The sequence below is a fragment of the Paenibacillus sp. KS-LC4 genome, from assembly GCF_036894955.1.
GTDB lineage: Bacteria > Bacillota > Bacilli > Paenibacillales > Paenibacillaceae > Pristimantibacillus.
Window position 1 is genome coordinate 3243776 of record NZ_CP145905.1, and the last position, 23250, is coordinate 3267025.

The following is a 23250-nucleotide window of genomic DNA, read 5'->3' on the forward strand; positions in this document are numbered from 1 at the left end:
TAAGCGAACTAAACATGGATAATTTATCCTTTTCTACAGTTCTGTCGTAAAATTTTAGTAAAAATGATTATCATCTTATTATTACTCTTAAAATTACAAAATGATTTGACGATATAGTCCTTAAGTAACAGATTCACAAATTTACTAATTCTGTAGGGGTGATTGAATGAAACTCAAAATGAAATTAATGTTGATGTTCGTGATAACGGTTATTTTTGCAGCCACCCCACTAGTCTCAGTTGGGCTTTATCACATGGATAAACAGGCTTCCCGCGGGGTAGATGCCCAGCTCGTAGGCACGATGGCTTCCGCTGCTAACCAATTGGACTCCTGGCTAAGCAGCAATGCGAAAGTAGTTGAAACGCTCGGCTTTGTTATTCAGGAGGGCATTCCAGACGGCGAGCTGACTGAAAATTATTTTTCAATTATGAAACTTGGCACGAATAAAGAAAGCATGTCCGACTTTTACTTTGGCTTCGAATCGGATGGCACATTTATGAATGGCTCTGACTGGACACCAGATGCGGATTATGATCCTCGCCAGCGGCCATGGTATGTGGAGGCAAAGCAGGCCAACAAACTCATCTTTTCCGATCCGTACCAAGACATGATGTCCAAACAATATGCTGTATCCATTGCGATGCCGGTAAACAGCCAAAATGGCGGTATTAAAGGCATCGTTGCTGGTGACCTCCTGCTTTCGACCATTACGGAAACGGTAGGTAAAATCAATTTGGACGGGCTCGGCTATGCGTTTTTGCTGGATAAGAAGGGCATGATTTTAGCTCATCCTGATGAACAGCAGGTCAATACGTCCGCTGCGGACAATATCGAGCTGAAGCCACTGCTTGCAGACATGCAAGCCAATGAAAGCGGCCAGCAGTCCTTCAGCTTCGATGGTGAAAGCTATTTGCTTTACTACAACGAAATACCAAGCACCGGCTGGATTGTAGGCTCAGTCATCTCGGAAAAGCTTGCTTTTGCTGATTATTTCAAGCTCCGCAATCAATATATAATCATTATTTTAGCTACCTTGCTTATTGTCATGGCTGCCGCTTACTTTATTGCTACACAATTCGCCAAGCCGCTGCACAGGCTGCGGGCGACGTCCCAGCAAATGTCGGAAGGCGACTTTACGGGCAGGGTTTCTATTAAAGGCAAGGATGAATTTGCTGAGCTGGGCACAGCCTTTAATCTCATGTCCGATAAATTAAGCGCTCTGCTCAAGCAGGTAACGGAGGCTGCGGGTCAGGTTCACAGCGTCTCCATCGAAATGGACGAACATACGAATAATACGCAGCGGATATCTCAGCAAATTTCCTTGGCTACAGAAGAGCTGGCCAAAGGCTCCAGCTCGCAAGCCGATTCCGTCTATGCAGGCTCAGAGCGCCTGTCTGAAATGAGTGAATCGGCCCGAGGCATCAGCCACAGTGTGGAACAATCCGTTGCGATGATGAATGAAGCAGGAATGGCGATGGAGGAAGGTCTGCAGGCCGTGGAGCAGCAGGTAAAGCTTGCAGCAGACAATCGTAAGTCGATAGATAGCGTTGGCGAGTCTATCGCCCTGCTTGCCGATAAATCGCAAAAAATTGAAGTCATCGTTGGTGTTATTCGCGGCATCGCCTCCCAAACCAATTTGCTTGCCTTGAATGCAGCGATTGAAGCAGCACGTGCCGGAGAAAATGGACGCGGGTTTGCGGTGGTGGCAGACGAGGTTAGGAAGCTTGCTGAGCAGTCTGCTGGCTCCGCTGGAGACATCATTGTACTGCTGGACGAAATTCAAGCAGCAAGCCGTCAGAGCGTAAGCGAGGTGTCCCATGCAGAGGGTTTTGTGGAGCAGCAGGTAACAGCGGTAAATGAGACGCGAGATTCATTCGAGCGGATTAGGCAATCCATGGATGGTATTGGCAGCCACATTAGATCCGTCTCCGTCTCGACAGCGGAGCTTGATGATAATGCCGGCAAAATTTCTGAAGTCATTGCAAGTGTTGCCGCCATGTCTCAGCAAAGCGCGGCTTCGACGGAAGAAGTTGCTTCCTCTACGCAGGAGCAGTTTGAGTTTATTTCGAATATTTCCGAACGTTCGAATGAGCTTGCACAGCATGCCAATACTTTGTTTGAAGAAGTGAAAAAGTTTAGAATTTAACGAGCATCAAGCGCCATAGCTTTATATAAAAAGAAGCCTGAGGAGGCCGCCACCATCATGTGACGGCCTTCCCAGGCTTCTTTGCTATAATAGCTGGCTTCTTAGTTGAAGCTTTAATATGTCGCCCCTTGCAAAAACTTTACTCGTTCGCCCATTGGCGGAATTTCATTGCCATCAACGACTATCTCTACGACCAGAGGTCCACTTACGCCTTCGGCAAACCACTGCTGAATATGCTCGGCTTGAAGCTGATCCACTGACCCCACTTGCATATGGCGAACGCCAAGCGACTCGGCGACTGCTGCAATGCTGACGCGCTGCTGCGAGAAATCGCTGAGACAGCGCTCGTATTGCAGCATATGACCATGATAGACCATGCCGAGACGAGCGTTGTTAATGACAACGAAAACGATTGGCAAGCCGTATTCCTTAGCTGTTATGACTTCCAATCCATGCATGAAAAAGCAGCCGTCCCCCGTTATGCAGAGGACTGGGCGCTCTGGCTCTGCGAGCTGTGCACCTAACGAGCCCGCTATGCCTGAGCCCATACCACCAAAATTAATATTGATATCAAATTGCTGCTGCTCACGAATAAGCAAATTTTGAATGGAATACGTCATGAACTCGCCAATATCAATGTAAAAACGGGTTTGCTCCGGCGCGTGAGCACCAAGCATGCGAATCGCAGTACGTGTATTCCACGTCTCTCTATCCAAAGCAGCGGCCGCCGCCTCCAAGCGGGCAAAATACAGCTGCTCTAGCCGCATTTTCCGCTCTGCACTCAAGCCGATTCCTGCCTGTGCAAGCCCTGCGCTCAGCTCGCGCATCACAGGAGCAATTTCTCCATGCAAGGCGAAGTCCGCTTCGTAGCAGCGCCCAAGCTCCCGCTCATCATAATCGACATGAACGAGCTGCTTGCCTGCCGTCAATCTCGCTTCCCAATTGCAGGTCGCAAGCTCACCAAGGCTTGAGCCCAGTACTATAATAAGCTTATGGCCGTTACTGTTTAGAAATTCAATTGCTTTATCATTGCCGGAAAGGCCATAGACGCCAAGCGATTGTGGATGGTCTTCAGGGAAAGCTCCTTTTCCACGGGGTGTCGTGGCAACCATCCATCCTGTCTGCTCCGCAAACGCGAGTACTTCATCCTTTGCGCTTTTCGCTCCATGACCAAGTAATAAGGCCCCTCGCTCACCAGCTTGCAGCACCGCTTCCAATGTCGCATCTATAAGCATTTTGTCTACTGGAGCCAGCCGCTCCTGTAGCAATGGCAGCTCAGGCAGCACTATATCGCCTATATCGTGCATCTGAATGTCAATCGGTATGGACAAATGCACCGGTCCTGGAACCCCGCTAATCGCCGTCCAATACGCCTCGGCAATTGCTCCGGGCAGTTCTTCAGCAGTCATGACCATTCGGCTAAGCTTCGTAACAGGTGCAAAAATCGGATCAGCTCCGAGCTCCTGTGCGCCTCCTTTGCCGTGCCTAGACAACGGCACAGAGCCGGTGATAAAGATGACTGGCAGCTTCTCTTTCCAGGCATTGGCGGCTGGTGTCACCAAATTCGTAGCACCCGGTCCGCTGGAGCCTACGCATACCGACGGCATGCCGGTGATGCGTGTATAAGCTGCCGCCATATAGCCAGAGCTCGTCTCATGCTTGGCTACTACTGCCTGCAGCTCTGGCAAATCATATAAACAATCATAAAGGGCATTTATCGAGCCAGCAGGAATGCCAAATATATATTTTACTCCCTGTTTGATTAAAAAGCGCATACCCGCTTCGATAGCACGCATTATCTCTGCCCCCTTTTTGGCAGTACAAACGTAAATATAGAGCCTGCTCCTTCATTGCTATTAAACCATATTTGACCGCCATGCAGCTCAATTAGCTGCTTGGAGATAGCAAGACCCAGCCCCGTACCATTAATTTGATTATTAACCTGATAAAATTTCGTGAAAATGTTTTTTTGCTTCTCTAACGGTATGCCGATGCCATTGTCGCAAACCTCCAGCTTTAAATGATCATCGTCGGAGGATGCGCGAATCGTAATTTGCCCTTGCTGTGGCGTAAATTTCACCGAATTGGACAGCAAATTCAGCAATATTTGCAAAATCCGTTCCCGATCCGCCTGAATAATCATATCCGCCGTCTCTTCGATTTCGATTGCCAAGTTGATTTTCTTCTTATTGACCAGCGATTGAACGATGCGCGCGGCCTCGCGAATTAAATCATTAAAATCAACAACCTTATAGCAGAGCTCAAATTTCCCATTTTCCATCTTGGCAAAATCAAGCAGCTCATTTACCTGGTTCAATAAACGCTCAATGGACCGGCCTGCCGTATCGAGCAAATCATGCTGCGCATCGTTTAATTGCCCAAGGAGCCCTTTGCCCAATATATCGACGGTCCCCTTGATTGCAGTGATTGGCGTTCTCAGTTCATGGGACAGCGTTGCAATGAAATCGTTTTTGAGCTCGTTTAAGTATTCCAGCTCCTTAACAAGCCCCTCCAGCTTAAAATTCGCCTGCTGCAGCTCCATCGAGCGTTCACTTACTGCCTGATCCAAATGCTCCGTATGCAGCGCATTAGACAAAGCTGTAGCTGTTACATCGGCAATAGAATGGCAAAACTCTATTTTGCCCTCCTCGTACTCTGTAGGCTTATGAATGGATGGAATCGCAATAATACCAAATACGCTGCCCTTTGCCACTAGCGGAATAGCGAGCAAGCTTTTAATTCCGAACATCTCACATGCTTTATGATTAGGGCGCTCGTCCGCATAAACGTCTGGAATGAAGATCGCCCGTTTGTGCATAATGACCTCGTAAAACAGCTTGTCATTGTCGATGCTTAGCTTGATTACATCACGATGCTTCCCTCGCCAGTCCTCTTCCTTTACATTCAGAGAAGACAGATGGAAAGGCTCGACCGTCCGATCCTTCTCATTAAACAAATGAATGGCAACATCATCCGAGCCGCTGGCACGCTGCATATAATAAAAGCAGGTTTTTAATACTTCACGGACGGACAGCGACTTGGACAGCGATTTCGTTGCATCCAGCAGCAATTGCTGCTTCTCCAGCAGCTCTTGCGACTGCTCGAACATTTGCAAATTGCGAATCGCTACGCTTGCCATATTGACGAATGCTTCTGTTACGTCCATCTGCTCCTGTGTTAAATTCATTGGCTTGCCAAAGTCATGGACGAACACAAGTCCGAATATTTTATCATCGACAATAACCGGAATCCCCAAAATCGACTTGATGCTCAGCAGATTCTTTTTCGTATCGTCAATGCGATTGTCTTTGCTCGTATCAGGAATATAGCCAATCGTACGATTTTCCATAATATCGTGTACGAATGCATCCTCCGATGGATCAATAATTAGCTCGGTTATATCAACGGGCATTTTGTTGCCTTTGTAGCCCTTGTACGTTCCATTTGGCTGCTTTAGAAAAAAGCCAACAAGGTCGGCCTGAGTAATTTCACTTGCTATTGCATCAACGAACACTTGCAAAATTTCAGACTGCTCATATTGCGAATTGATAATTTTGGTCATATGAAAAAGCTTCTTGAAGCTCTTTAATTCCATCACTTCACATCATCCATTCATCGTAGATTAATTCACTGTTATTTGGTGCCTGCCGCCTCGTTTCGAGCCTAATAATGCAGAGTCCGCTTGCGATATCATCTGATGAAGGGTACTGGAGTCTAAGCTGTGAGATACTCCGATGCTGACGGAAACCTGAATCTGCTTTTGGGAACAATGGCCGACCTGCATTTGATCCACGGCGGCAATAATGGCTTCTGCCGCCACGAGCGCTGCCTCCCTATCCTGCAATATAACGAGAAACTCGTCTCCCCCATAACGGAAAGACACATGCACATAAGGGGTAAGCACCTGAAAAAGGATGTTTCCAATGTCGCGAAGCGTCTGGTCGCCAATCATATGACCGAAAGTATCGTTAATTGTTTTAAAATTATCCATGTCAATCATCAGAACGGACTCAAAATGCCTTTCTCCGTCTTTAATTTGCTGGGCTACGACTTCCAAATATGTACGATTGTAAAGTCCCGTTAGCGCGTCCACATAAGCTAGCTCTGCAAGCTGCTCATTATCCTTTTTCAAGCTCGACAGCTTCATTTTTTGCTGCAAGGCAATCGACACCTTCATCTCGAGCAAATCGAGATCATAAGGCTTGGTTAAATAATCAAAGGCGCCAAGCTGAAGCCCTTCCAGCATCGCCTTCTTCTGTACATTGGCAGATAGAAAAATGATTGGCACGTCAAAATCATCTTTGTCCAGCCAGCGTTTATAAACCTCAAATCCTGACAAATCCGGCATCATCACATCCAGTAAAATCAAGTCCGGCGCAACAGCGTCAATCATTTCCACCGCCTGTCTGCCATTCTCGGCTACATAAATATCATAATTCAGCGATGTCAAGAAAACACGGAGTATATGGATGTTGTGAGGCTCATCGTCGACAATAAAAACCCTCTTGCGCATATATGTCCCCAACCCTCTTCACTATAAAATCACTCATCCCAAACCAATCTGTCCATAATCATATGATCATCAAGCATTTGCAGAAATGCTTTTACAAGCCGCTCGTCAAACTGCTTCCCTCCGTTGATTTCCAGTTGCCTCCGAACCTCGAAGACAGGAAGGGAATGCCGATATACTCTCGTAGAGGTCATCGCGTCGAAGGCGTCTGCCAAGCTGACAATACGCACGAGCAAAGGAATTTCATCCCCGCTGAGACCGTCCGGATAGCCTTTGCCATCAATTCGCTCATGATGCCAGCGTACGACAGGCAATATTTTCTGAACATCAGGCAAATCCTTGAGCAGCTCGTATCCAATTGCAGGGTGCTGTTTTATAACCGAAAATTCATCCTCCGTCAGTCGATCAGGCTTAAGCAGTATCGAGTCCGGTATGGCGATTTTTCCAATGTCATGCAGCAGGGCCGATATTTTGAGCTGCTCCAATTGCTCAGCATCAACGCCTACTTTGGCGCCCAACAAAGAAGCGTAGAAGGCCACATTATAACAATGATTAAGCGTAAAACCATCCTTCATCCGCAAGGTGTTGACCAAATTCTCGTAGGATTGCTGCTTCAACACCTGCTTGCGAAAATAAATTTTCTCGATTAACTGTTCCATTTGCATTGTAACCATCTTACAGATATGAAGCTGCTCGTCTGTCAATTGGACCTCAGAACGGAAGCATAATAAAATCGTGCCATAGACAGAGCGGTTGAGGTGAAAGGTATATAGCGATTGGAAAGTTGTCATAGACAGGAGTTTAATCGCAGGTTTTGCGCTGCTCATCTTTATACAGAGGCGCATGCCCGAGGACATGTCTGAAAATAAATCGGTGTCTATCGCCATTTGCTGCAAAAGCTTCAGATCCGTTTGATTGATTTTGAAAGAATATGGTATAAGCTCATTTCGCCCATTATCGTGCGGCAGCAACAAACAAATATGCTGGCAACCGATCAATGTCTCCAGGTATTGTCCTAACAACCCAATAGAATCCAAGATCGAATCAGAGTTAATCACACTTTTGAAAAATACTGAATTTTGCATTCAAATACCTCGGATTCTTATTCGTCAAGTCTCAAATACTGGTTAAGTATGTTTCTACACGATTTGGTTAAATCCTCTTCTTATGGATTTATTACCAAAAAAATACTTCTTGGTTATTAGTGGGGAGCCTGATGATTCATAGCAATACCATAGCATACCTAGGTTTAGTCGTACTAGTGCTAAAGACACCGTTTTTCAAAAAAATTTTACTGAAAAGTCCACGCAATATAAGAAAAAGCCTGGCTCCCCCATTACGGGGCACCAGACTGCTTAAACCATGGAGACATTTTTCACATAGTCTGTTAACGCAGCTTGCGATCCAGTAAAAATGGACCAAAGGGTAAGAAAGCAGCAAGAACTGCCAAAAAAGAATGAAAGAAGGACAATTGCTTCACGAAAAAAGCATTGGCTATTCCGATGAGATAGATAATAAACAGCACGCCATGCAGCATCCCTGTAATCGAAACCGCTTCATCAATGCCTGCGCCGTACTTCAGCGGCATGGCAATAAACAGCAGCACCAAAAACGAAATTCCTTCCGTAATGCCGAACAGGCGCAGCCGGCCCATCGCTGTTTTCAACGTATAGGTTGACATCTGTGTTACCTCCTGACGAAATGATCTGCAAACACCTCCTAATCATACCAGCATGATGGGCAAAATACGCAATCATACTTTGAACAAGTTGTGAATCTACTCCCTGCGCTCCTCGCGCAAGGGCCTCGCATCTAGCGGAATCGCCTGCTTGTCAGTATCAATGAAATAAGCCTCGAAGGAGCCCGCATAGCGAAAAACCGTACCGATAAGCGGATTGTTCACCTGAACCGAGATCCGGTATTTATCCAGAGCATCGTCATACCATTCCATCACATCGGCTTCGCCCGTCAACCATCTAGGAAAGCGGAATTGCAAGAAACGCTCATAGAAGCGCTGCTGGCCGGAGCGAATGCGAATGCCTCCACCCGGTACGGCGGAAATATTAAGCTCTACAGCCAGATGCTGCTTCGTCCCCAGATAATCGACAATCTTTTCACGTTTTCGACTATAAATCATCGTAGCGTCGAATCTTCGTATTTTTTGCGGAAATTTGAAGGTTCTGATCCAGGTCACCGTTTCCCGGCCAAATTGATCTGAATAGGCATAATTCCCAATCGTAAATGGAATTTGACTGCCACCCTGCGGGAACATGATATGGCGCCAGTTGCCAATGTAAAGCGGGATGGCAACGCGCTTGCTATACCAAATTTCTTCCATGACGCCTTCTCCGATCGAAGCTATACCATCTGTACTGCTGAAGCCAAACCGTTCTTGAATGCGCGGGTGTAGCTTTGCAAAATCTGCTCCTAAAGCCTGTTCATAAATGGATGCCATCGTAAATGTCCCCCTTCTATTCGTGAGCCTTCATTTTTGGTCTGCGCAAGCAGCGTGACGCATTGGGCAAACCCTTGCATGTCCAGCGCGCGACTAAGCACAGTCCCATCATCGGAATCGTTATCGTAGCCGGATTATACGCGGCTTGCAGCAGCTCCGGGTTGTTTAATAAAGCGATGGCAGGCAAGAGCAGAAGCAGCAACAGCTGCAAACGGTACATCATTGAAGAACGGTGAAAGACGACGAAGATAACGGCCAGCGCTGCTTCAAAAAGACCGAGCAGTACAAGCGCTTGCTGCTCCCAGCCTGAAAATAGCCCCGAGGCATGCAGCTGCTCAAGCTCCCCCGTCTCCGGGTAAAGCAGCTTGGGGACGATGCCCTGATAAAGCCATAATAAAGCGAGCAGCATAAGGCTAACATAATGAATGAGCGCCCGCTGTATCGTTGCCGCAGGTGGAATATGCTGCTCCAGCCAGATTTTGAGCACATCGAAGCTCCATGCCGTTGCCCACCCGAATAGCGGTCGAAATAGGAGCCGATCGAAAGCTTTGCCGGCTGCCCCAAAGCGTGTTTTATAATCATAGCGGGTGAGAAAAATAACGTCTTCTCCGCGCTCGGTATACTGCCAGTAGCCTCTCCCCTTGCTGATGAGCGACAGCTTCTGCTCGGAGCTGAAGGAGAGGGTAGAAAGACGGGTAGGCTCCCCCCCTTTTTCCAGCCACCCCGCGCGAGTCGCCCCTGTGCCTGCTATTGCAAGTCCAAAGCCGATGCGTGTCTGGTAATGAAACCTCTGAATTTCCTCTTCCGTGTGGCGGGGCAAATATTCAATAGCTGTAAAGCGCAAATCCCACTGTACATGCTTGCTCGGAATTTGTGTGTAATTCCAGAGTGTATCCAGATCGGTACGAATTGCTGCTTCGACATAAATCGACCTATCTTTCCGCTTCCTTGACATAGGGAAATGCCTCCTCTCTTTCTTCTATTAAAAGGATGGCTTGATTTGGGTTTGGAAGCAGGCAATATTCAACTCGTCCAAACCAGCCATAACGCTTAGCGGCAATCCAATCGTAAATCCTATTTCTTAATAGCGCGGGAACGAGCATTAAACCATATAATAGCGGCCATAGTCCATTTAATCGACGCAGGACGCGAAGTGCTGCTTCTGATTTTGTATAGATACGACCACCCTCAATCATGACAAAGGTATCCGGGTCGCTTGTTGACAGAGAGTGAGCCTGAAGCACATATTGTCCGGCAGGTGATTGCAGCGAAGCAAAGCGGAAGTAGGCTGCCTGATCACGCGCAATAACAAATTTCGTGATATTGCTGCATAGCTGGCATTGTCCGTCAACGAGCAGCAGAGCCTGCCTTGGCTGTTGTTTGTTAGAAGCGTGCATCATATCCCTCCGTTCTTCCTTCATTGTAGAGGGAGAAGCGAAATTTGATCAGGGCTAACTTTTGTAGCGGGTATACGAAAAAGGGTACTACGATGTGTAGTACCCTCAGCTTGTCTATGCAGCTATTCCTTATTTTCCTCCAGGCCAGCGGTCAGCCCTTTGCGCCTTACCTTCTCAACGGCTTCCTTGCGGCTGCGGACGCCTAGCTTCTTGAGCATTTTATTCACTTGATTTTTCAGCGTGCTTTCCGCCTTATACAGCTTCTGTTCGATTTGCGTTTGCGTGTACCCCTGCTCAATCAGCTCGAATACTTCCCGCTCTGCCAAGGTTAAATCCTTTAGCTGCTCCTCACGCTTTAATCTGGCAAATTCCTTCAGCAGAGCTTCCATTGGCGCAGGGTGGTGATAAGCGCTGCGAATCGCTTCTGGAAGCTGGCGAAAATTTGTCTTTTCAATATAATTGATAGCGCCGGCGGTGAACGCCTGAGTCATCACTTCCTCCTCGCTCATCGAGGTCAGCATGATGATTTTGGCTGCGTGGATACGATGCATCTCTACAGCTGTATATATCCCATTTTGCTGTTGGTCAGCTAACTGAATATCAAGCAATGCGACATCAAAAGACAACGTTCGAGCAAGGCTCAGCGCTTCCTCCGCCGTTGAAGCCGCTCCAACTACAAGCAAATCCGCCTCCTTGTTCAAAAAAAGCGTCATCGCCTTCACCCAATCGGGATCATCCTCTACGAGCAGCACCCGTATGTGGCTCATCCAATTCCCTCCTTGATTTCCAACACTTTGCGGGCGGGAACATGAAGGAGCACGTCTGTTCCTTTGCCAACAACGCTGGACAGCTTGATCGTCCAAGCACTCTGCTGTACGACATTATATACATAAGCAAGCCCTAATCCAAAGTTGCGGCTGCGATTTTTCGTGCTATAAAAAGGCTCCAGCGCTTGCTTTAGCTGCTCCTCATTCATCCCTCTGCCCGTATCGCTCACAAGGAGACGCACTGCTCTTTTATGCCAGCTTATCGTTACGTTTACTTCGCCAGCCTCCCCTTCCGGGATCGCTTCGATTGCATTTTGCACCAAATTATTCAGCGCTTCCAGCAAATGGAGCGAATCACACAGCACCGTGGGCCTGCAAAGCAGATGCAGCTTGAGCTGAATGGGCCTGCCTTCGAGCGGCTGCTGCTGCAAGCAGCGCTCTGCCAGCTCGTCCAAACGAATAGGCTGCTCGCGGAGCACAATGCTGCGGGTCTGACTGTGAATGCTCGTCACCATCGCCAGCATATGGCTGGATGCCGTTTCAATGATGCGCAGCTGCTCGGCTGCTTCTGGCGACCCAGCAGACAGCTCGCTTTTTAAATTTTCCGTGCTGATCGCAATTTTTCCGATTTCATTCTTAATCGTATGATTAAGTATCGTCGTCCCGGAGCTGACCGCCTTGCGAGTGCTTTCCCATTGATCGCGCTCGAAACGCAGCTTAACGCCGAGCACGCCATAAGCAAATGTGCACAGTACAGCTACCGTAAGCGAATAAAAGATGAAAAGCGATATATATCGAAAATAATCGAAGGCAGGCGAGATAACGTTCGCTACATTAATAAGAATAAGCACCGCTAGCAGCGTCGGTACCATAATAAGGGCAATTATAAAGCGATTGCGCTTTCGGCGGCTGTTATCCTCACTCCAAAGCGAGAAAAGCAGCAAATAGCAGGAGGCTAAATAATAGGGAGCTGTCCAAGCTAGCAGAATTCGGTAGTCCAGCTCCAGTCTTGGTGCAACCGGCGTAATGCACAGCATGACAGCTGCCGGAAGCAGCAGCAGTCCTTTAAGCAGCAGACGCACCCTAGCATTTGCCACTTTATCGGAATAGACCATGCTAAACACCAATACGCCATAAGGCGTAATCGTGTGATTCATCAATTGAACGAGCTGAGCTAAAATATTCATTTCTGCTGCGGCCAGCGTATCTGCAAGCCCGCCTATAGACGCAAAGCCAAGAAAAAAAGCGGCCCAGCGATTCGATTCGCTCCGTGGATTTGTTAACAGCAGCAGTAAGGCAGCTGCAAGCAGCGCTGCAAAATAATAAAGCATATGGTATCCTTCCCCAATATAACGTGTGATCGCTTTATTTTACCATATTTCAGCGGCTCAGGCCGTATTTTCAAACCTGCGGTGTTATTTTAGGGCTGCTCTCCCTTGCCCTGCTCCCGAGCTTAACTGTAAAAACCGCAATAACGAATATAAGTGCGCTTAAGCTGTAAACAAGAGGCAGCGTCCATGCTGCCATTAATACGCCGGATAGCGACATTCCAATGACCATCATGCCAGTAAACATGGGCGTAATCGTGCCTCCGACCCGACCGATGAAGGCAGCATCGGTGTTTTGAATAATAATGGTGCTAATGCCCGCCTGTATAAGCGGAACACAGAAGCCGCCGAGCATGAGCAGCGCCAAAGTTAGCGGAATGCTCTCCGACCAGCCGGTGCCCAGCGTAGCCAATGCACTTGCCGATAGGCCGAATAGGAGCAGCCTGCGCGGACCTGCCTTTTTTCCGATTGACATCACCACCCCACCGCCAACTAGCATAGCTGCCCCGCTAACGACCAATAAATATTGTAAAAACGACTTATCCTGGCCTAAATTATCAATGGCAATAAACAAAGCTAACGGCTGGGTAAGCCCGGAAGCGAGGCCCGTTGCCGCGAACGTAAAACCCAAGGAACGCAGCGCATGCTGTCCCCAAACATAATGAAGTCCCTCCGCAAGCTCCCGTCTGAAGCTTGCTGTCTGCGGTGTGCGCTCAAGCTTCGCATCTCGCGGCAGCAGCAGCAATATAGCTGCTGCGCCACAAAATAGTATAGCCGCAGCAACAATAGCTATCTCAATGCCATAATGCTGATACACAAATGCCCCGAGCAGCGGGCCAATGATCATAAACACAGCCATTATCGTTTGATACATCCCCATCATCGCTTGCAGCTGATCCTCTGGCACATGCTGCTTGAACAGCTTCATGCCTGAGGGCTGGGAAAACTGTGAAAGCACGGCCGAAACCAGCGTCGTCAGCAGCAGCCCTTGCCATGAGCCGCTAAGCAACGCAAGCCATACCCCGAGGACGGAAACAGCGGATAACAAATCGCAGCCTATCATCGTCCGTTTGGGCTTCCAACGGTCTGCAAACGTACCGCCAATAATAGCAAATACAAAAATCGGCGCAAACTCTGCCACTGAAATAAGCGATATAGCTGAAGGATCATTGCTCGTAACCTCCGTCACATACAGCAGGATCGCAAAGTTCCTAATCCAAATCCCCAATTGGAGCAAAATTCTGGACAGGATGATCGTACGAAAAAAACGATTGCTAAACATTTTCGCAACTCCTCTAGTTATAAAATAGACAAAATATATATATGTTTGCCTTATATTTAGACATAATATTATTTTGTTTGGTCATAGTCAATACTTTTATTATGCCTGTCCACCCTCTTCGCTCTATACATGACCGCAAAATGCAAAAAACTGCCGCTATGACCGGATCGGTCACAGCGGCAGTTTGCCGTAGCGAAGCTATAGGATTAGCACAAAGCCATAGCTTGTGGTAAACCTCGATTATTGTCCGCGCAGCGAGACGCGGAAACGATAGTCGCGATTGGCAGGAAGCGTATATTCCGGATGAACCCGTGCTCCCCAGCTGTCATCTCCGCCAACACCCATTTGGCGATAGTTCACGCGAACGACGGTTTTATCGCTCACAGGCAGCTTGTAAGGATGATCATGCGCTTCCAGCTCTTCGGCTGTATAAGGCAGCACATTTAATTCAAAGCGCGGCTCGCCGTGAAGCGATATGCCGCTGCCGCTCGTATCCGTTACAGCTGCAAAGCGCACTTCGGTTTTGTTGCCGCATTCCTGCGGACGGATGTAAGGAACGAGTTGATCCTTCACCTTGCCGCCGAAACGGCCAAGACGCACACTCGTTTGACGGTCCCAATACGATTCATGAGGTCCATTGCCGTACCAAGCAATGGAATCAAATGCTTCATTCATCGTGAAGAGCAGACCGATTTCCGGTATTTCAGGCAGGCCTTCACCAGGCTGCAGCAGCAGCTCAGCTTCAATCAGCCCATCGCCATAAATCGTATAAGCTAGCTCGCAGCGCGTCTCAGCAGCAGCGCTTAAGCGGTATTGCGATTTCACCCTCACGCGATCTCCAAGCGCTTCCCAGCTAAAGCGGATTAATTGGCGCTCCTTTGAAGCTGCCTGCCAAGGCGCGCAGCGCTCGACATGCCCATTCCCACGGTCATTATCAGTATACGCGCGCCAGAAATTCGGGATAATCGGCGAGGACAATAGCTCAGAGCCGCCAATTCGATAAGACTCCAGCTCGCCGCTTACCTGATTAAAGCGAATATCAAAGCCTTCGCCTGTTAATAAAAGGGCTCCATTAGACACGGCTTCAACCGCTATTGCATCAAACTGCGGCGATGCTAGCTCTACTGCAACTGGCGATACAGGCAGTGCAGGCGCAATAAATTGACCGAAGGCCACCTCATGCCCTTGCTCCGCCCATGGCGTAGCTTCCTTAAGGAACGCTCTTATTGTAAGTGTAATTTCCTCATTCAGGCCTGCTTCTGTTGGCATTTGGAATGGAACGGCCAGCTCGGCAGAGCCGCCCGCTGCGATATCTACAGTCAGCACGCCTTTTTGCATAATAATTCCATTGCTGTTAAGCTTCCAGTGAAGCTCATACGCATCCAGCGATATGAACAGATTTTTATTATCGACTTGTACCGTTCCAGCTTCCCAGTTAGGACTATGAATTTTAATATTTTGGTAGCAGGCCTTCACTTCATGCAGCTTAGGGGATACGGTGCGATCAGCAAAAATCAAGCCATTGCCGCAGAAGTTGCCATCGTTCGGACTATCGCCAAAGTCGCCGCCGTAGGCCATGTAAGTAATGCCATCCGGCGTTTGCGTACGAATAGCCTGATCGATCCAATCCCAGATGAAAGCGCCTTGAAGAATCGGATATTTGTCAAACAGCTCCCAGTATTTATGCAGGCCGCCGCAGGAATTGCCCATTGCATGGCTGTATTCGCAAATAATAAACGGCTTTTGCGGATTATTTTTGGCATAGGCTTCTACACCTTCTGGACTTGTGTACATATGGCTCTCAATATCCGAAGCCGCTTCGCTTTCGCGGCAATGGAACACGCCCTCGTAATGCACAATACGGGACGGATCTGCCTGGCGGAAATAATCGGCCATTTTCAGGAAATTATCCCCACCGAACGATTCATTGCCGAGCGACCAAATAACGATAGATGGATGGTTTTTATCGCGTTCAAGCATCGAGCGGCTGCGGTCGAGCACATTTGCCGTCCATTCCGGGAAGTTGCCGGGTACGGCGTCTCCAACCTCTTTTTGCCCATAGGTCCATGAGCCATGCGTTTCAAGATTGACTTCATCAATGACATAAAGCCCATATTCATCACACAGATCATACCACAGCGGATGATTCGGATAATGCGAAGTTCGTACGGCATTGATATTATGAGCTTTCATCAGCTTAATATCGGTAACCATATCCTCATAGCTGAGAGCACGCCCTGTGTCACAAGAAAACTCATGGCGATTGACGCCTTTGAAAAGAATGCGCTGACCGTTGATTTGCATCAACCCGTCTTTAATTTCAAACGTGCGGAAGCCGACCTTGCAGCTAACGGCTTCTGTCAAAATGCCCTCTGCATCTTTCAGTGACAGCACAAGCGTGTACAAATTCGGCTCCTCTGCGCTCCATTTAAGCGGCTGTGCAAGCTTTGAGTTTAACGATAATGCCGCGACCGTCTCGCCTTGCTCCTGACGAATTGCATTGCCGCTAAGTGGCTGCTGCCATACCGGCTCGCCGGAAGCCGTGTACAGCATCGCCTCAACTGACGTTTGCTGCTCGGATGCTTCCTCCTCGAAACGAACCTTCACCTCTACCGTCAGCTCGCCATCCTCATAATTTGCATCGAGCGCCGCCTTGGCGAAGAAGTCATAAATATGAACCTGAGGCGCTGTATACAAATATACCTCGCGGAAAATCCCGCTCATCCGCCAAAAATCTTGATCCTCCAGCCAGCTTGCGTCGCACCAACGGTAAACCTCCACCGCCAGCTTGTTTTCACCCTCTTGCAAATAAGGCGTCAAATCAAAATCTGCTGGCGTAAACGTATCCTCGCTATAGCCGACAAGTTCGCCGTTTACCCAAACGTAGAAGGCAGACTCTACACCTTGGAAGCTGATAAACACAGGCTGTCCATCCCAGCCCTTGGGAACGGTAAAGGTCGTGGCATAGGAGCCAACCGGATTATATTTAACAGGCGCGAAAGGCGGCTTAATGTCCTCCTTGCCCACCCATGGATAAGTAACGTTCGTATATTGCGGGTAATCATACCCTTGAAGCTGCCAGTGGCTCGGTACGGGAATCGTCGCCCACTCCGAGCAGTCATAGTCCAATTTATAAAAATCAGCGATGCGAGCTTCCGCATTTTCCGCAAAGGCAAACTTCCAGTCTCCATTCAGTGAAACGTAACGCTCGGAGCCTGCACGGTCACCTTGAAGCGCTTCCTTGACGCTTGTATAAGAAATACGGGTTGCATGTGCATCGAGCCGATTAAGCTGAAATATAGTTGGGTTGTTATTCCACTCTGGATATCCATTAGCTGGAGCCTGATAAGTAAATTTGCGTTTTGACAATGAAGGCACCTCTTTCAACTCTGTATAAGTTTAGTTATAATATTCACATTATAAAAGCTAGAAAAGTAAAGATCATTAAACTATTTTCGTATTTTAGTTAAAGATTTGAACATCAGCTACTTAGAAGGGATGCTTCCCATGAATGAAATTATTTATACGACGCTGACGACAACGGATTATCAGCTGCCTGTCTATGTGACCGGTGTTGGACATTGGGACCATCAGGAAGGCATTCGTCGCCCGGAGGGCTTTCCCGAATACCAGTGGACGCAGGTCGTCTCCGGCGAAGGCGAGCTTATTATTGAGCAGGAGCGTTTTCTGGTGAAGCAGGGCGACGGCTTTCTCCTTCCTCCGCGGCTTACCCACAGCTATTATTCAGTAAAGGAGCCTTGGGAAGCCTACTGGTTTACCTATGACGGACCGCTCGCGGAATCGTTGAATCAGCTGGCAGGCTTGACCCGCCCTGGCATCTATACCATTAACGATGATCGTGCTGTATTGGAGATGATGAGCGATATGCTTCGCCTTATGCGTGAGAAGCAGCCGGGTCTTGGTATGCTCGGCTCCAAGCAAATTTACAGCGTTCTACTTGGACTGCGCCAGCAGCTTGCTGAAGGCAGTCTTGCGACGCAGCAAATGAATGAGCGGCTTCATCCGGTGCTGCGTTACATCGAGGCGAATTTGCATCGTCCGATCACATTGCCTGAGCTTGCGAAGCTGCTTCATGTCACGCCCCAGCATCTATGTCTGCTTTTCAAAAAAACGTTCAAGCTGCGTCCCATGGAATATGTGAATAAGGAGCGAATCAATAAAGGCAAGGAGCTGCTCATACGCGGCGGAGGTATGAAGCTGTATGACATCGCCCGCCAGGTCGGCTTTGAAAATCCAACGTATTTCAATACGCTGTTCAAAGCTTATGTGGGCTGTACGCCTGGCGAATTCAAGCAGATGCACGGCTTTAAATAACGGCTACCAGATAAGGAGTACCATCCGTGATAACAAAAAGATTTTATTATGCAGCAGCCGTTCTCCTCACGATGGCGCTTGGCTTCAGCTCGCGGCATTTCGCCAGCCAGCTGCCTGCGTTTATTGTTGCCCATTTTGGCGATATGCTATGGGCAAGCATGGTTTACTTTGGTTTCCGCATGCTGCAAGCCGGGCGTCCTTTGCTCCTTTCTCTCCTATGCAGCACAGTCTTCAGCTTTGGCATTGAATTCAGCCAGCTTTATCAGGCTGATTGGATTAGGGATGTCCGGCATACGACGCTAGGCGGCCTTGTGTTAGGACAAGGCTTCAGCGGCATTGATCTAGCCAGATATAGCTTCGGACTGCTGCTGGCCTATGCTCTGGACCAATGGTTAAGCAAGAGAAGCGGAGTCCAATCAAGGTAATTGCCGCTTCATAAAAAAACGCTGCATCGCTCTTCAATCAGAGCAATGCAGCCGTATCCGTGTCCATATGTATGCGGGAATACGCCGCATTCGTCATTTTCAGCCAGTGCGTGCTTCGCCCGGCGAGGTACTTGCTCTCGCTTCTTTTTCCAGCCATGCCCTCCAGCTCATAATCCGCAATCCGCTCCCATAGCTCGGTGCCACACCCTGTTACGAAGGGAAGCTTCATAAAAAATCCATTATCCTCAAGCAGCTCATACAGCAGCTTTTTCCGTTCCAGCAGCGGCCTGCTGCGCAGGTCGACCCCGTCATAATAAAGTAAATCAAACACATAATAACGAACGGGCCACTTTATAGCGCCTTCGCGAATTCGCGCTTCCTTCGTCAGCTTGTAACGGTCAATTAGCGGGGCAAATTCATGCCGTCCAGTGGCCGGATTCATATAAGAAAGCTCGCCATCCAGCATGATATCCACGGGTCGAGATAGCGGCAGCCTGAGCAGCTCCGGATACTGCCGGGTCACCTCGTAACCATGCTTAGTAAACAAACGCGTTTTTCTATCCATAAAAGAAAGCAGCAGGCGCTGCCCATCAATGAGCGGCTCAAACAGAAATTGCTCGTTATCAAAAGGCTGATCACATGCCGTCATCAGCATCGGTCGCTTAAACATGCCGTCTCCCCCTTGCTGTCCTATCATTTTAGCATGGAAAGCGCTAGCTGAACGGCGGTAAATTCAGGGGAATTTAGTGAATATTCCAATACATTCCTCCACATAATAGCAGTACGCCAGCGCTTGGTTTCTTCTAAAATGCTGACGCTCAATACTTGAGGAGGTTACCCTTATGACTAGAGGTTCAAATCAGCTCGTTGTGCCACAGGCTCGTGCAGCGCTGGAGCAAATGAAGTTTGAGGTTGCGCAGGAGCTTGGCATTCAATTGCCGCAGGATGGTTATTATGGTCATATGACGACGCGTGATATGGGCTCCATCGGAGGGTACATTACACGCCGTCTTATTCAAATGGCAGAGCAGCAGCTCTCTGGGCGCTGATTGCATGAAACCAAAGCAGCCAGACACGCGAACAATAACTTGCTTTTTTACAAGCTATGTGTTCTCTTGCCTGGCTGTTTCTATTCCGATGGTCGTTATCTCTGCTTTAAAAACCGCTCCCAGCCCTCCGTCGCATTGTCTCTGGCCCACTTCAGATGCGTTTGGTCGCTGTATTTGCGGTAAGCGCATTCAACTACAAAAATAAGATCCAAATACAAATCATACAGCCCCCGTCGTATTCGCTCCTCAGCTGTAAGCGCCCCACGACCATAGCCCCGCAAAAATGCCTCCGACAAGTTAAAGTGGCTAAAATAATGCTCCATTAATGGATCGCCCCACATCGCCCGTTCAAAGTCGATAATGCCGCAAATTTGCTGCTCCTTCACAAAAATATTGCCATCCCACAAATCCCAGTGCAGCAGATGGGGTCTGGTCACAGCTTGCAAATGAGGCAAGCGGTCTTTGACCTCCTGTTCAATCACATAACGCTCTGCGGGCAGCGCGACTCCTGAATCGGTTGCATCATCAAGTACGCCTTGCAGCATCGACCAAAAAGCATCCGGCCAGCTTGCGAACGACTCGTTCAGCGGATAATAGCCGAACCTCTCCCCCATTAATTCGTTCAGACAGGCATTGTACTGACCCAGCTGAAACTCAATTTGCTCGCGCTCCTCTTGGGTAAAGCTTTCCTTGACCTTATTATATGGCTCGCCTTCCAGCCGCTGCATCACAAAATAATCAGTGGGGACAAGCAACCTAGATTGGTCGTACGCGTACACCTCAGGAACGGGTAAACGGTGATCCCGAGACACGAGCCTCATAACCTCCACCTCGGTGTTCATCATATCCTGCTCATAGCGCATCAGTGCCCCAACCGCTGTAGGTGCTACCTTTATAACTGATCGGATTCCGTCTTTAAGTGTCAGCTCATATGCCGTATTCGCCCAGCCATCGGTAAGCTCGCGCGAATGCGCAAGCTCCCTGCCGAAATGATGCTGGGCTATCTGTGCCAACTGCTGCGTGCTTAGCTTTAGCTTGATTTCATTGTCCATGAATATCCCTCATTTATATAGGATAACAACAACACTGCCGTGTTAATGATCGCATCTGCATGCGTCCGTTCCATTGCATGCGAGGCATGCACGCCTGGACCAATGAGAGCAGCCCGAATATTGCTGCCTCCGCGCAGCGCAGCCGATGCATCCGAGCCATATTGCGGATAAATATCGACCGCATAGGAGATGCCTGATGCCTTTGCCAGCTCAATTAGCTTTGAGGTCATCTCATAATCATAAGGGCCGGAGGAATCTTTGGCGCAAATGGATACATCACGCTCGCTAGCCGATAAGTCATCACCTAGAGCGCCCATATCAATCGCAATTAGCTCCGTCACATCTGGCGGCATATAGGCATTACCATGTCCAACCTCTTCATAAGTGGAAAAGATCAGCTTAATCGTACGCTCTGGACGTCTCCCCTCGCGTGCGAACCACTCCAGCAATCCAAATAAGGCAGCGACGCTAGCTTTATCGTCCAAATGCCGCGATTTTACCCAGCTATTGTCCATTATTTTTGTGCGCGGGTCCCAGGAAATAATATCGCCAACCTCAATGCCAAGCTGCTTCGTCTGCTCTTTGGACGTCGTATCCGCATCCAGACGAATTTCCATATTTTCCTCGCTGCGCTTCCAATCCCTTGCCTCAGGGTACACATGAACGGATGTTTTCGTCGACAGCACGGTTCCTTCATACTGGCGGCCATCGCGCGTATGGACGAGGCAATATTCGCCTTCTACCGTGTGCATGGCATAACCGCCAATAGGCGTAAAACGCAGCATGCCATTTGGTTTGATCGCGCGCACCATGGCCCCCAGTGTATCGACATGCGCAGTTAAAGCAAGCGTGCCAGCTGTCGATGCCCCTGTTCCCGGAATCGTAATGATTCCATTGCCCTTCGGCGTCAGCTCCAGCTCAAAGCCATGCTTGCCTGCTTCCTCCTCCAGCAATTTCATAATCGCCATGCAATAGCCGCTAGGGCTTGGTGTTTGAAGCAAGCGATTTAAAAAATCCAGTATGTATTCGCGGTTAAGTTGTTTTTGCAATAGGTTAGTCAATGTCATTCTCCTCTTTCTATCTATTTTTATTGTATGATTAAGTATAGGCAATTTCTTATATGGTTGAGAAGCGAATTTATTTTTGACTCATCTCAAAATAGGCTATAAACTTAGCTGTCAGCATCTGAAGTCAGGAGATTGGAAAGATATGAAGCGAAAAATACGGATTTTCCTTATATGGCTTAGCATTGCCGCCTCAACTGGGGTGCTTACAGGAGCTTCTTCTGCGCTGCTGCTAGCGCTGTTGGAGGCTGCAACGAATCAGCGCTTGACGCATCCGTGGCTGCTTTGGCTCCTTCCGCTAGGCGGAGCTATGGTCAGCTACATCTATATGAAGCATGGCAGGGATGCCGGCAAAGGGAACAACCTCGTACTGGAGCAGCTGCATGCGGAGGAGGGCGCAGTTCCGCTGCGCATGGCGCCCCTCGTCCTATTCGGCACGATGATTACTCACTTATTCGGCGGATCTGCCGGACGTGAAGGGACTGCCGTACAGATGGGTGGAAGTCTCGCCAGCTACATTGGACGCCTTTGCAAGCTTGGCGGAATAGAGCGGAAAATGCTGCTCATCTGCGGCATTAGCGGCGGGTTCGGCTCTGTCTTCGGCACCCCGCTCGCTGGCGCCATATTCAGCCTGGAGCTGCTCGCAATTGGTCTCGTCCCCTACTGGCTGCTGCTGCCCGCTTTGGCGGCAGGCTTTACTGGACATGCCGTAGCCCTGGGGCTAGGTACGCATCATAGCCATTATGCAATTGGCAGCCTGCCAAGCTTTAATATGCACCTGCTGCTCTCGATTTTACTCGCTTCGGTTTTGTTCGGCCTGATGGCGCGGCTGTTCATCGTGCTCACCCATAAGCTCAAGGCATTATTCAGCCATTATTTCCCGAATCTCGCTATCAAAAGCTTCGTCGGCGGTCTGCTCATCGTTTTGCTTGTCTATATTTTGGGTACACGCGATTATTTAGGCCTCGGTCTTCCTTTAATGGAACAGGCCTTTCATGAGGCACTGTCGCCTCTCGCTTTTTTACTAAAAATGCTGTTCACCGCCGTTACGCTTGGTGCTGGCTTTCAAGGTGGTGAGGTTACGCCCTTGTTCGTCATCGGCTCAGCTTTGGGCAGCGCCCTTGGCGGCCTGCTGTCAGTATCCGTTCCGCTGCTTGCAGGCATTGGCTTCGTTGCCGTATTTGGCAGTGCCGCTAATACGCCGCTCGCCGCTGCCATAATGGGCATGGAGCTGTTCGGCCTCGACGCCTTCCCGTATTTACTGCTAGGCTGCTTCGTTAGCTACCTTTTCTCTGGACATACAGGTATCTACTGGTCTAAGCGTACCCACAGGCTGAAGCTTCGCTTCAAACGCCTAAAGCAGGAGAAGTCGCTCGAAGAAACAACGTGAGGTCAGGCGATTGGGTCAAGGCGTAGGATATCCGCAAGATCCGGCATTTT

At 48.9% G+C, this 23250-nt stretch carries 20 protein-coding genes; 5 read left to right on the plus strand and 15 right to left on the minus strand.

Features of this window, described 5'->3' with window-relative positions:
* Window positions 1-166 precede the first annotated feature (166 nt).
* Entirely contained in the window at window positions 167-2146 is a 1980-nt protein-coding gene (locus V5J77_RS13605; RefSeq protein WP_338551387.1) for a methyl-accepting chemotaxis protein, read from the plus strand.
* Between the two features lie 113 nt (window positions 2147-2259).
* Here the strand turns inward: V5J77_RS13605 and V5J77_RS13610 are convergent, their stop codons facing one another.
* The 12 genes from V5J77_RS13610 to V5J77_RS13665 form a co-directional block, all read right to left on the minus strand.
* Window positions 2260-3942 carry a thiamine pyrophosphate-binding protein gene (locus tag V5J77_RS13610; RefSeq protein ID WP_338551388.1) on the minus strand — a complete coding sequence of 561 codons (1683 nt, stop codon included), beginning with the start codon at window positions 3940-3942 and terminating at the stop codon, window positions 2260-2262.
* Complete coding sequence (locus tag V5J77_RS13615; protein WP_338551389.1) at window positions 3942-5708, minus strand: GAF domain-containing sensor histidine kinase; 1767 nt, start codon at window positions 5706-5708, stop codon at window positions 3942-3944. Before V5J77_RS13615 ends, V5J77_RS13610 begins: the two co-directional genes overlap by 1 nt.
* Before the next feature lie 60 nt (window positions 5709-5768).
* Window positions 5769-6659 (minus strand): diguanylate cyclase, encoded by an 891-nt coding sequence (locus V5J77_RS13620; RefSeq protein WP_338551390.1) that lies wholly within the window; start codon window positions 6657-6659, stop codon window positions 5769-5771.
* A gap of 29 nt (window positions 6660-6688) precedes the next feature.
* Window positions 6689-7321, minus strand: coding sequence for an HD-GYP domain-containing protein (locus V5J77_RS13625; RefSeq protein ID WP_338551391.1), 633 nt, complete (start codon window positions 7319-7321; stop codon window positions 6689-6691).
* Between the two features lie 722 nt (window positions 7322-8043).
* Window positions 8044-8337 (minus strand): DUF3817 domain-containing protein, encoded by a 294-nt coding sequence (locus V5J77_RS13630; RefSeq protein ID WP_338551392.1) that lies wholly within the window; start codon window positions 8335-8337, stop codon window positions 8044-8046.
* A 96-nt stretch (window positions 8338-8433) separates the two neighbouring features.
* Complete coding sequence (locus V5J77_RS13635) at window positions 8434-9111, minus strand: DUF4166 domain-containing protein (protein WP_338551393.1); 678 nt, start codon at window positions 9109-9111, stop codon at window positions 8434-8436.
* A gap of 16 nt (window positions 9112-9127) precedes the next feature.
* Entirely contained in the window at window positions 9128-10066 is a 939-nt protein-coding gene (locus tag V5J77_RS13640) for a DoxX-like family protein (RefSeq protein WP_338551394.1), read from the minus strand.
* Complete coding sequence (locus V5J77_RS13645) at window positions 10044-10511, minus strand: DCC1-like thiol-disulfide oxidoreductase family protein (protein WP_338551395.1); 468 nt, start codon at window positions 10509-10511, stop codon at window positions 10044-10046. Before V5J77_RS13645 ends, V5J77_RS13640 begins: the two co-directional genes overlap by 23 nt.
* A gap of 119 nt (window positions 10512-10630) precedes the next feature.
* Complete coding sequence (locus V5J77_RS13650; RefSeq protein WP_338551396.1) at window positions 10631-11275, minus strand: response regulator transcription factor; 645 nt, start codon at window positions 11273-11275, stop codon at window positions 10631-10633.
* Complete coding sequence (locus V5J77_RS13655) at window positions 11272-12606, minus strand: HAMP domain-containing sensor histidine kinase (RefSeq protein WP_338551397.1); 1335 nt, start codon at window positions 12604-12606, stop codon at window positions 11272-11274. The genes V5J77_RS13650 and V5J77_RS13655 overlap by 4 nt, the downstream gene beginning before the upstream one ends.
* A 70-nt stretch (window positions 12607-12676) precedes the next feature.
* Window positions 12677-13885 (minus strand): MFS transporter, encoded by a 1209-nt coding sequence (locus tag V5J77_RS13660; RefSeq protein ID WP_338551398.1) that lies wholly within the window; start codon window positions 13883-13885, stop codon window positions 12677-12679.
* Between the two features lie 240 nt (window positions 13886-14125).
* The gene (locus V5J77_RS13665) at window positions 14126-17254 is read right to left on the minus strand and encodes a glycoside hydrolase family 2 TIM barrel-domain containing protein (RefSeq protein WP_338551399.1); all 3129 of its coding nucleotides are present in this window, start codon (window positions 17252-17254) and stop codon (window positions 14126-14128) included.
* Between the two features lie 138 nt (window positions 17255-17392).
* On the opposite strand from V5J77_RS13665, the gene V5J77_RS13670 reads away from it, so the two are divergent.
* Window positions 17393-18220: an AraC family transcriptional regulator gene (locus V5J77_RS13670; protein WP_338551400.1), complete on the plus strand. Its 828-nt coding sequence runs from the start codon at window positions 17393-17395 to the stop codon at window positions 18218-18220.
* A 26-nt stretch (window positions 18221-18246) separates the two neighbouring features.
* Window positions 18247-18645 (plus strand): DUF2809 domain-containing protein, encoded by a 399-nt coding sequence (locus V5J77_RS13675; protein ID WP_338551401.1) that lies wholly within the window; start codon window positions 18247-18249, stop codon window positions 18643-18645.
* A 37-nt stretch (window positions 18646-18682) separates the two neighbouring features.
* Here V5J77_RS13675 and V5J77_RS13680 read toward each other — a convergent pair whose 3' ends face one another.
* The gene (locus V5J77_RS13680) at window positions 18683-19315 is read right to left on the minus strand and encodes a hypothetical protein (protein ID WP_338551402.1); all 633 of its coding nucleotides are present in this window, start codon (window positions 19313-19315) and stop codon (window positions 18683-18685) included.
* A gap of 172 nt (window positions 19316-19487) precedes the next feature.
* Here V5J77_RS13680 and V5J77_RS13685 point away from each other — a divergent pair, with 172 nt between their 5' ends.
* Window positions 19488-19694: an alpha/beta-type small acid-soluble spore protein gene (locus tag V5J77_RS13685; RefSeq protein ID WP_338551403.1), complete on the plus strand. Its 207-nt coding sequence runs from the start codon at window positions 19488-19490 to the stop codon at window positions 19692-19694.
* 95 nt (window positions 19695-19789) lie between these two features.
* Here V5J77_RS13685 and V5J77_RS13690 read toward each other — a convergent pair whose 3' ends face one another.
* Window positions 19790-20746, minus strand: a complete 957-nt coding sequence (locus V5J77_RS13690; protein ID WP_338551404.1) for an aminoglycoside phosphotransferase family protein — start codon at window positions 20744-20746, stop codon at window positions 19790-19792.
* The gene (locus V5J77_RS13695; protein WP_338551405.1) at window positions 20725-21813 is read right to left on the minus strand and encodes a M42 family metallopeptidase; all 1089 of its coding nucleotides are present in this window, start codon (window positions 21811-21813) and stop codon (window positions 20725-20727) included. The genes V5J77_RS13690 and V5J77_RS13695 overlap by 22 nt, the downstream gene beginning before the upstream one ends.
* A 142-nt stretch (window positions 21814-21955) precedes the next feature.
* Between V5J77_RS13695 and V5J77_RS13700 the strand changes: the two genes are divergently transcribed.
* Window positions 21956-23200 (plus strand): chloride channel protein, encoded by a 1245-nt coding sequence (locus tag V5J77_RS13700; protein ID WP_338551406.1) that lies wholly within the window; start codon window positions 21956-21958, stop codon window positions 23198-23200.
* Window positions 23201-23250 lie beyond the last annotated feature (50 nt).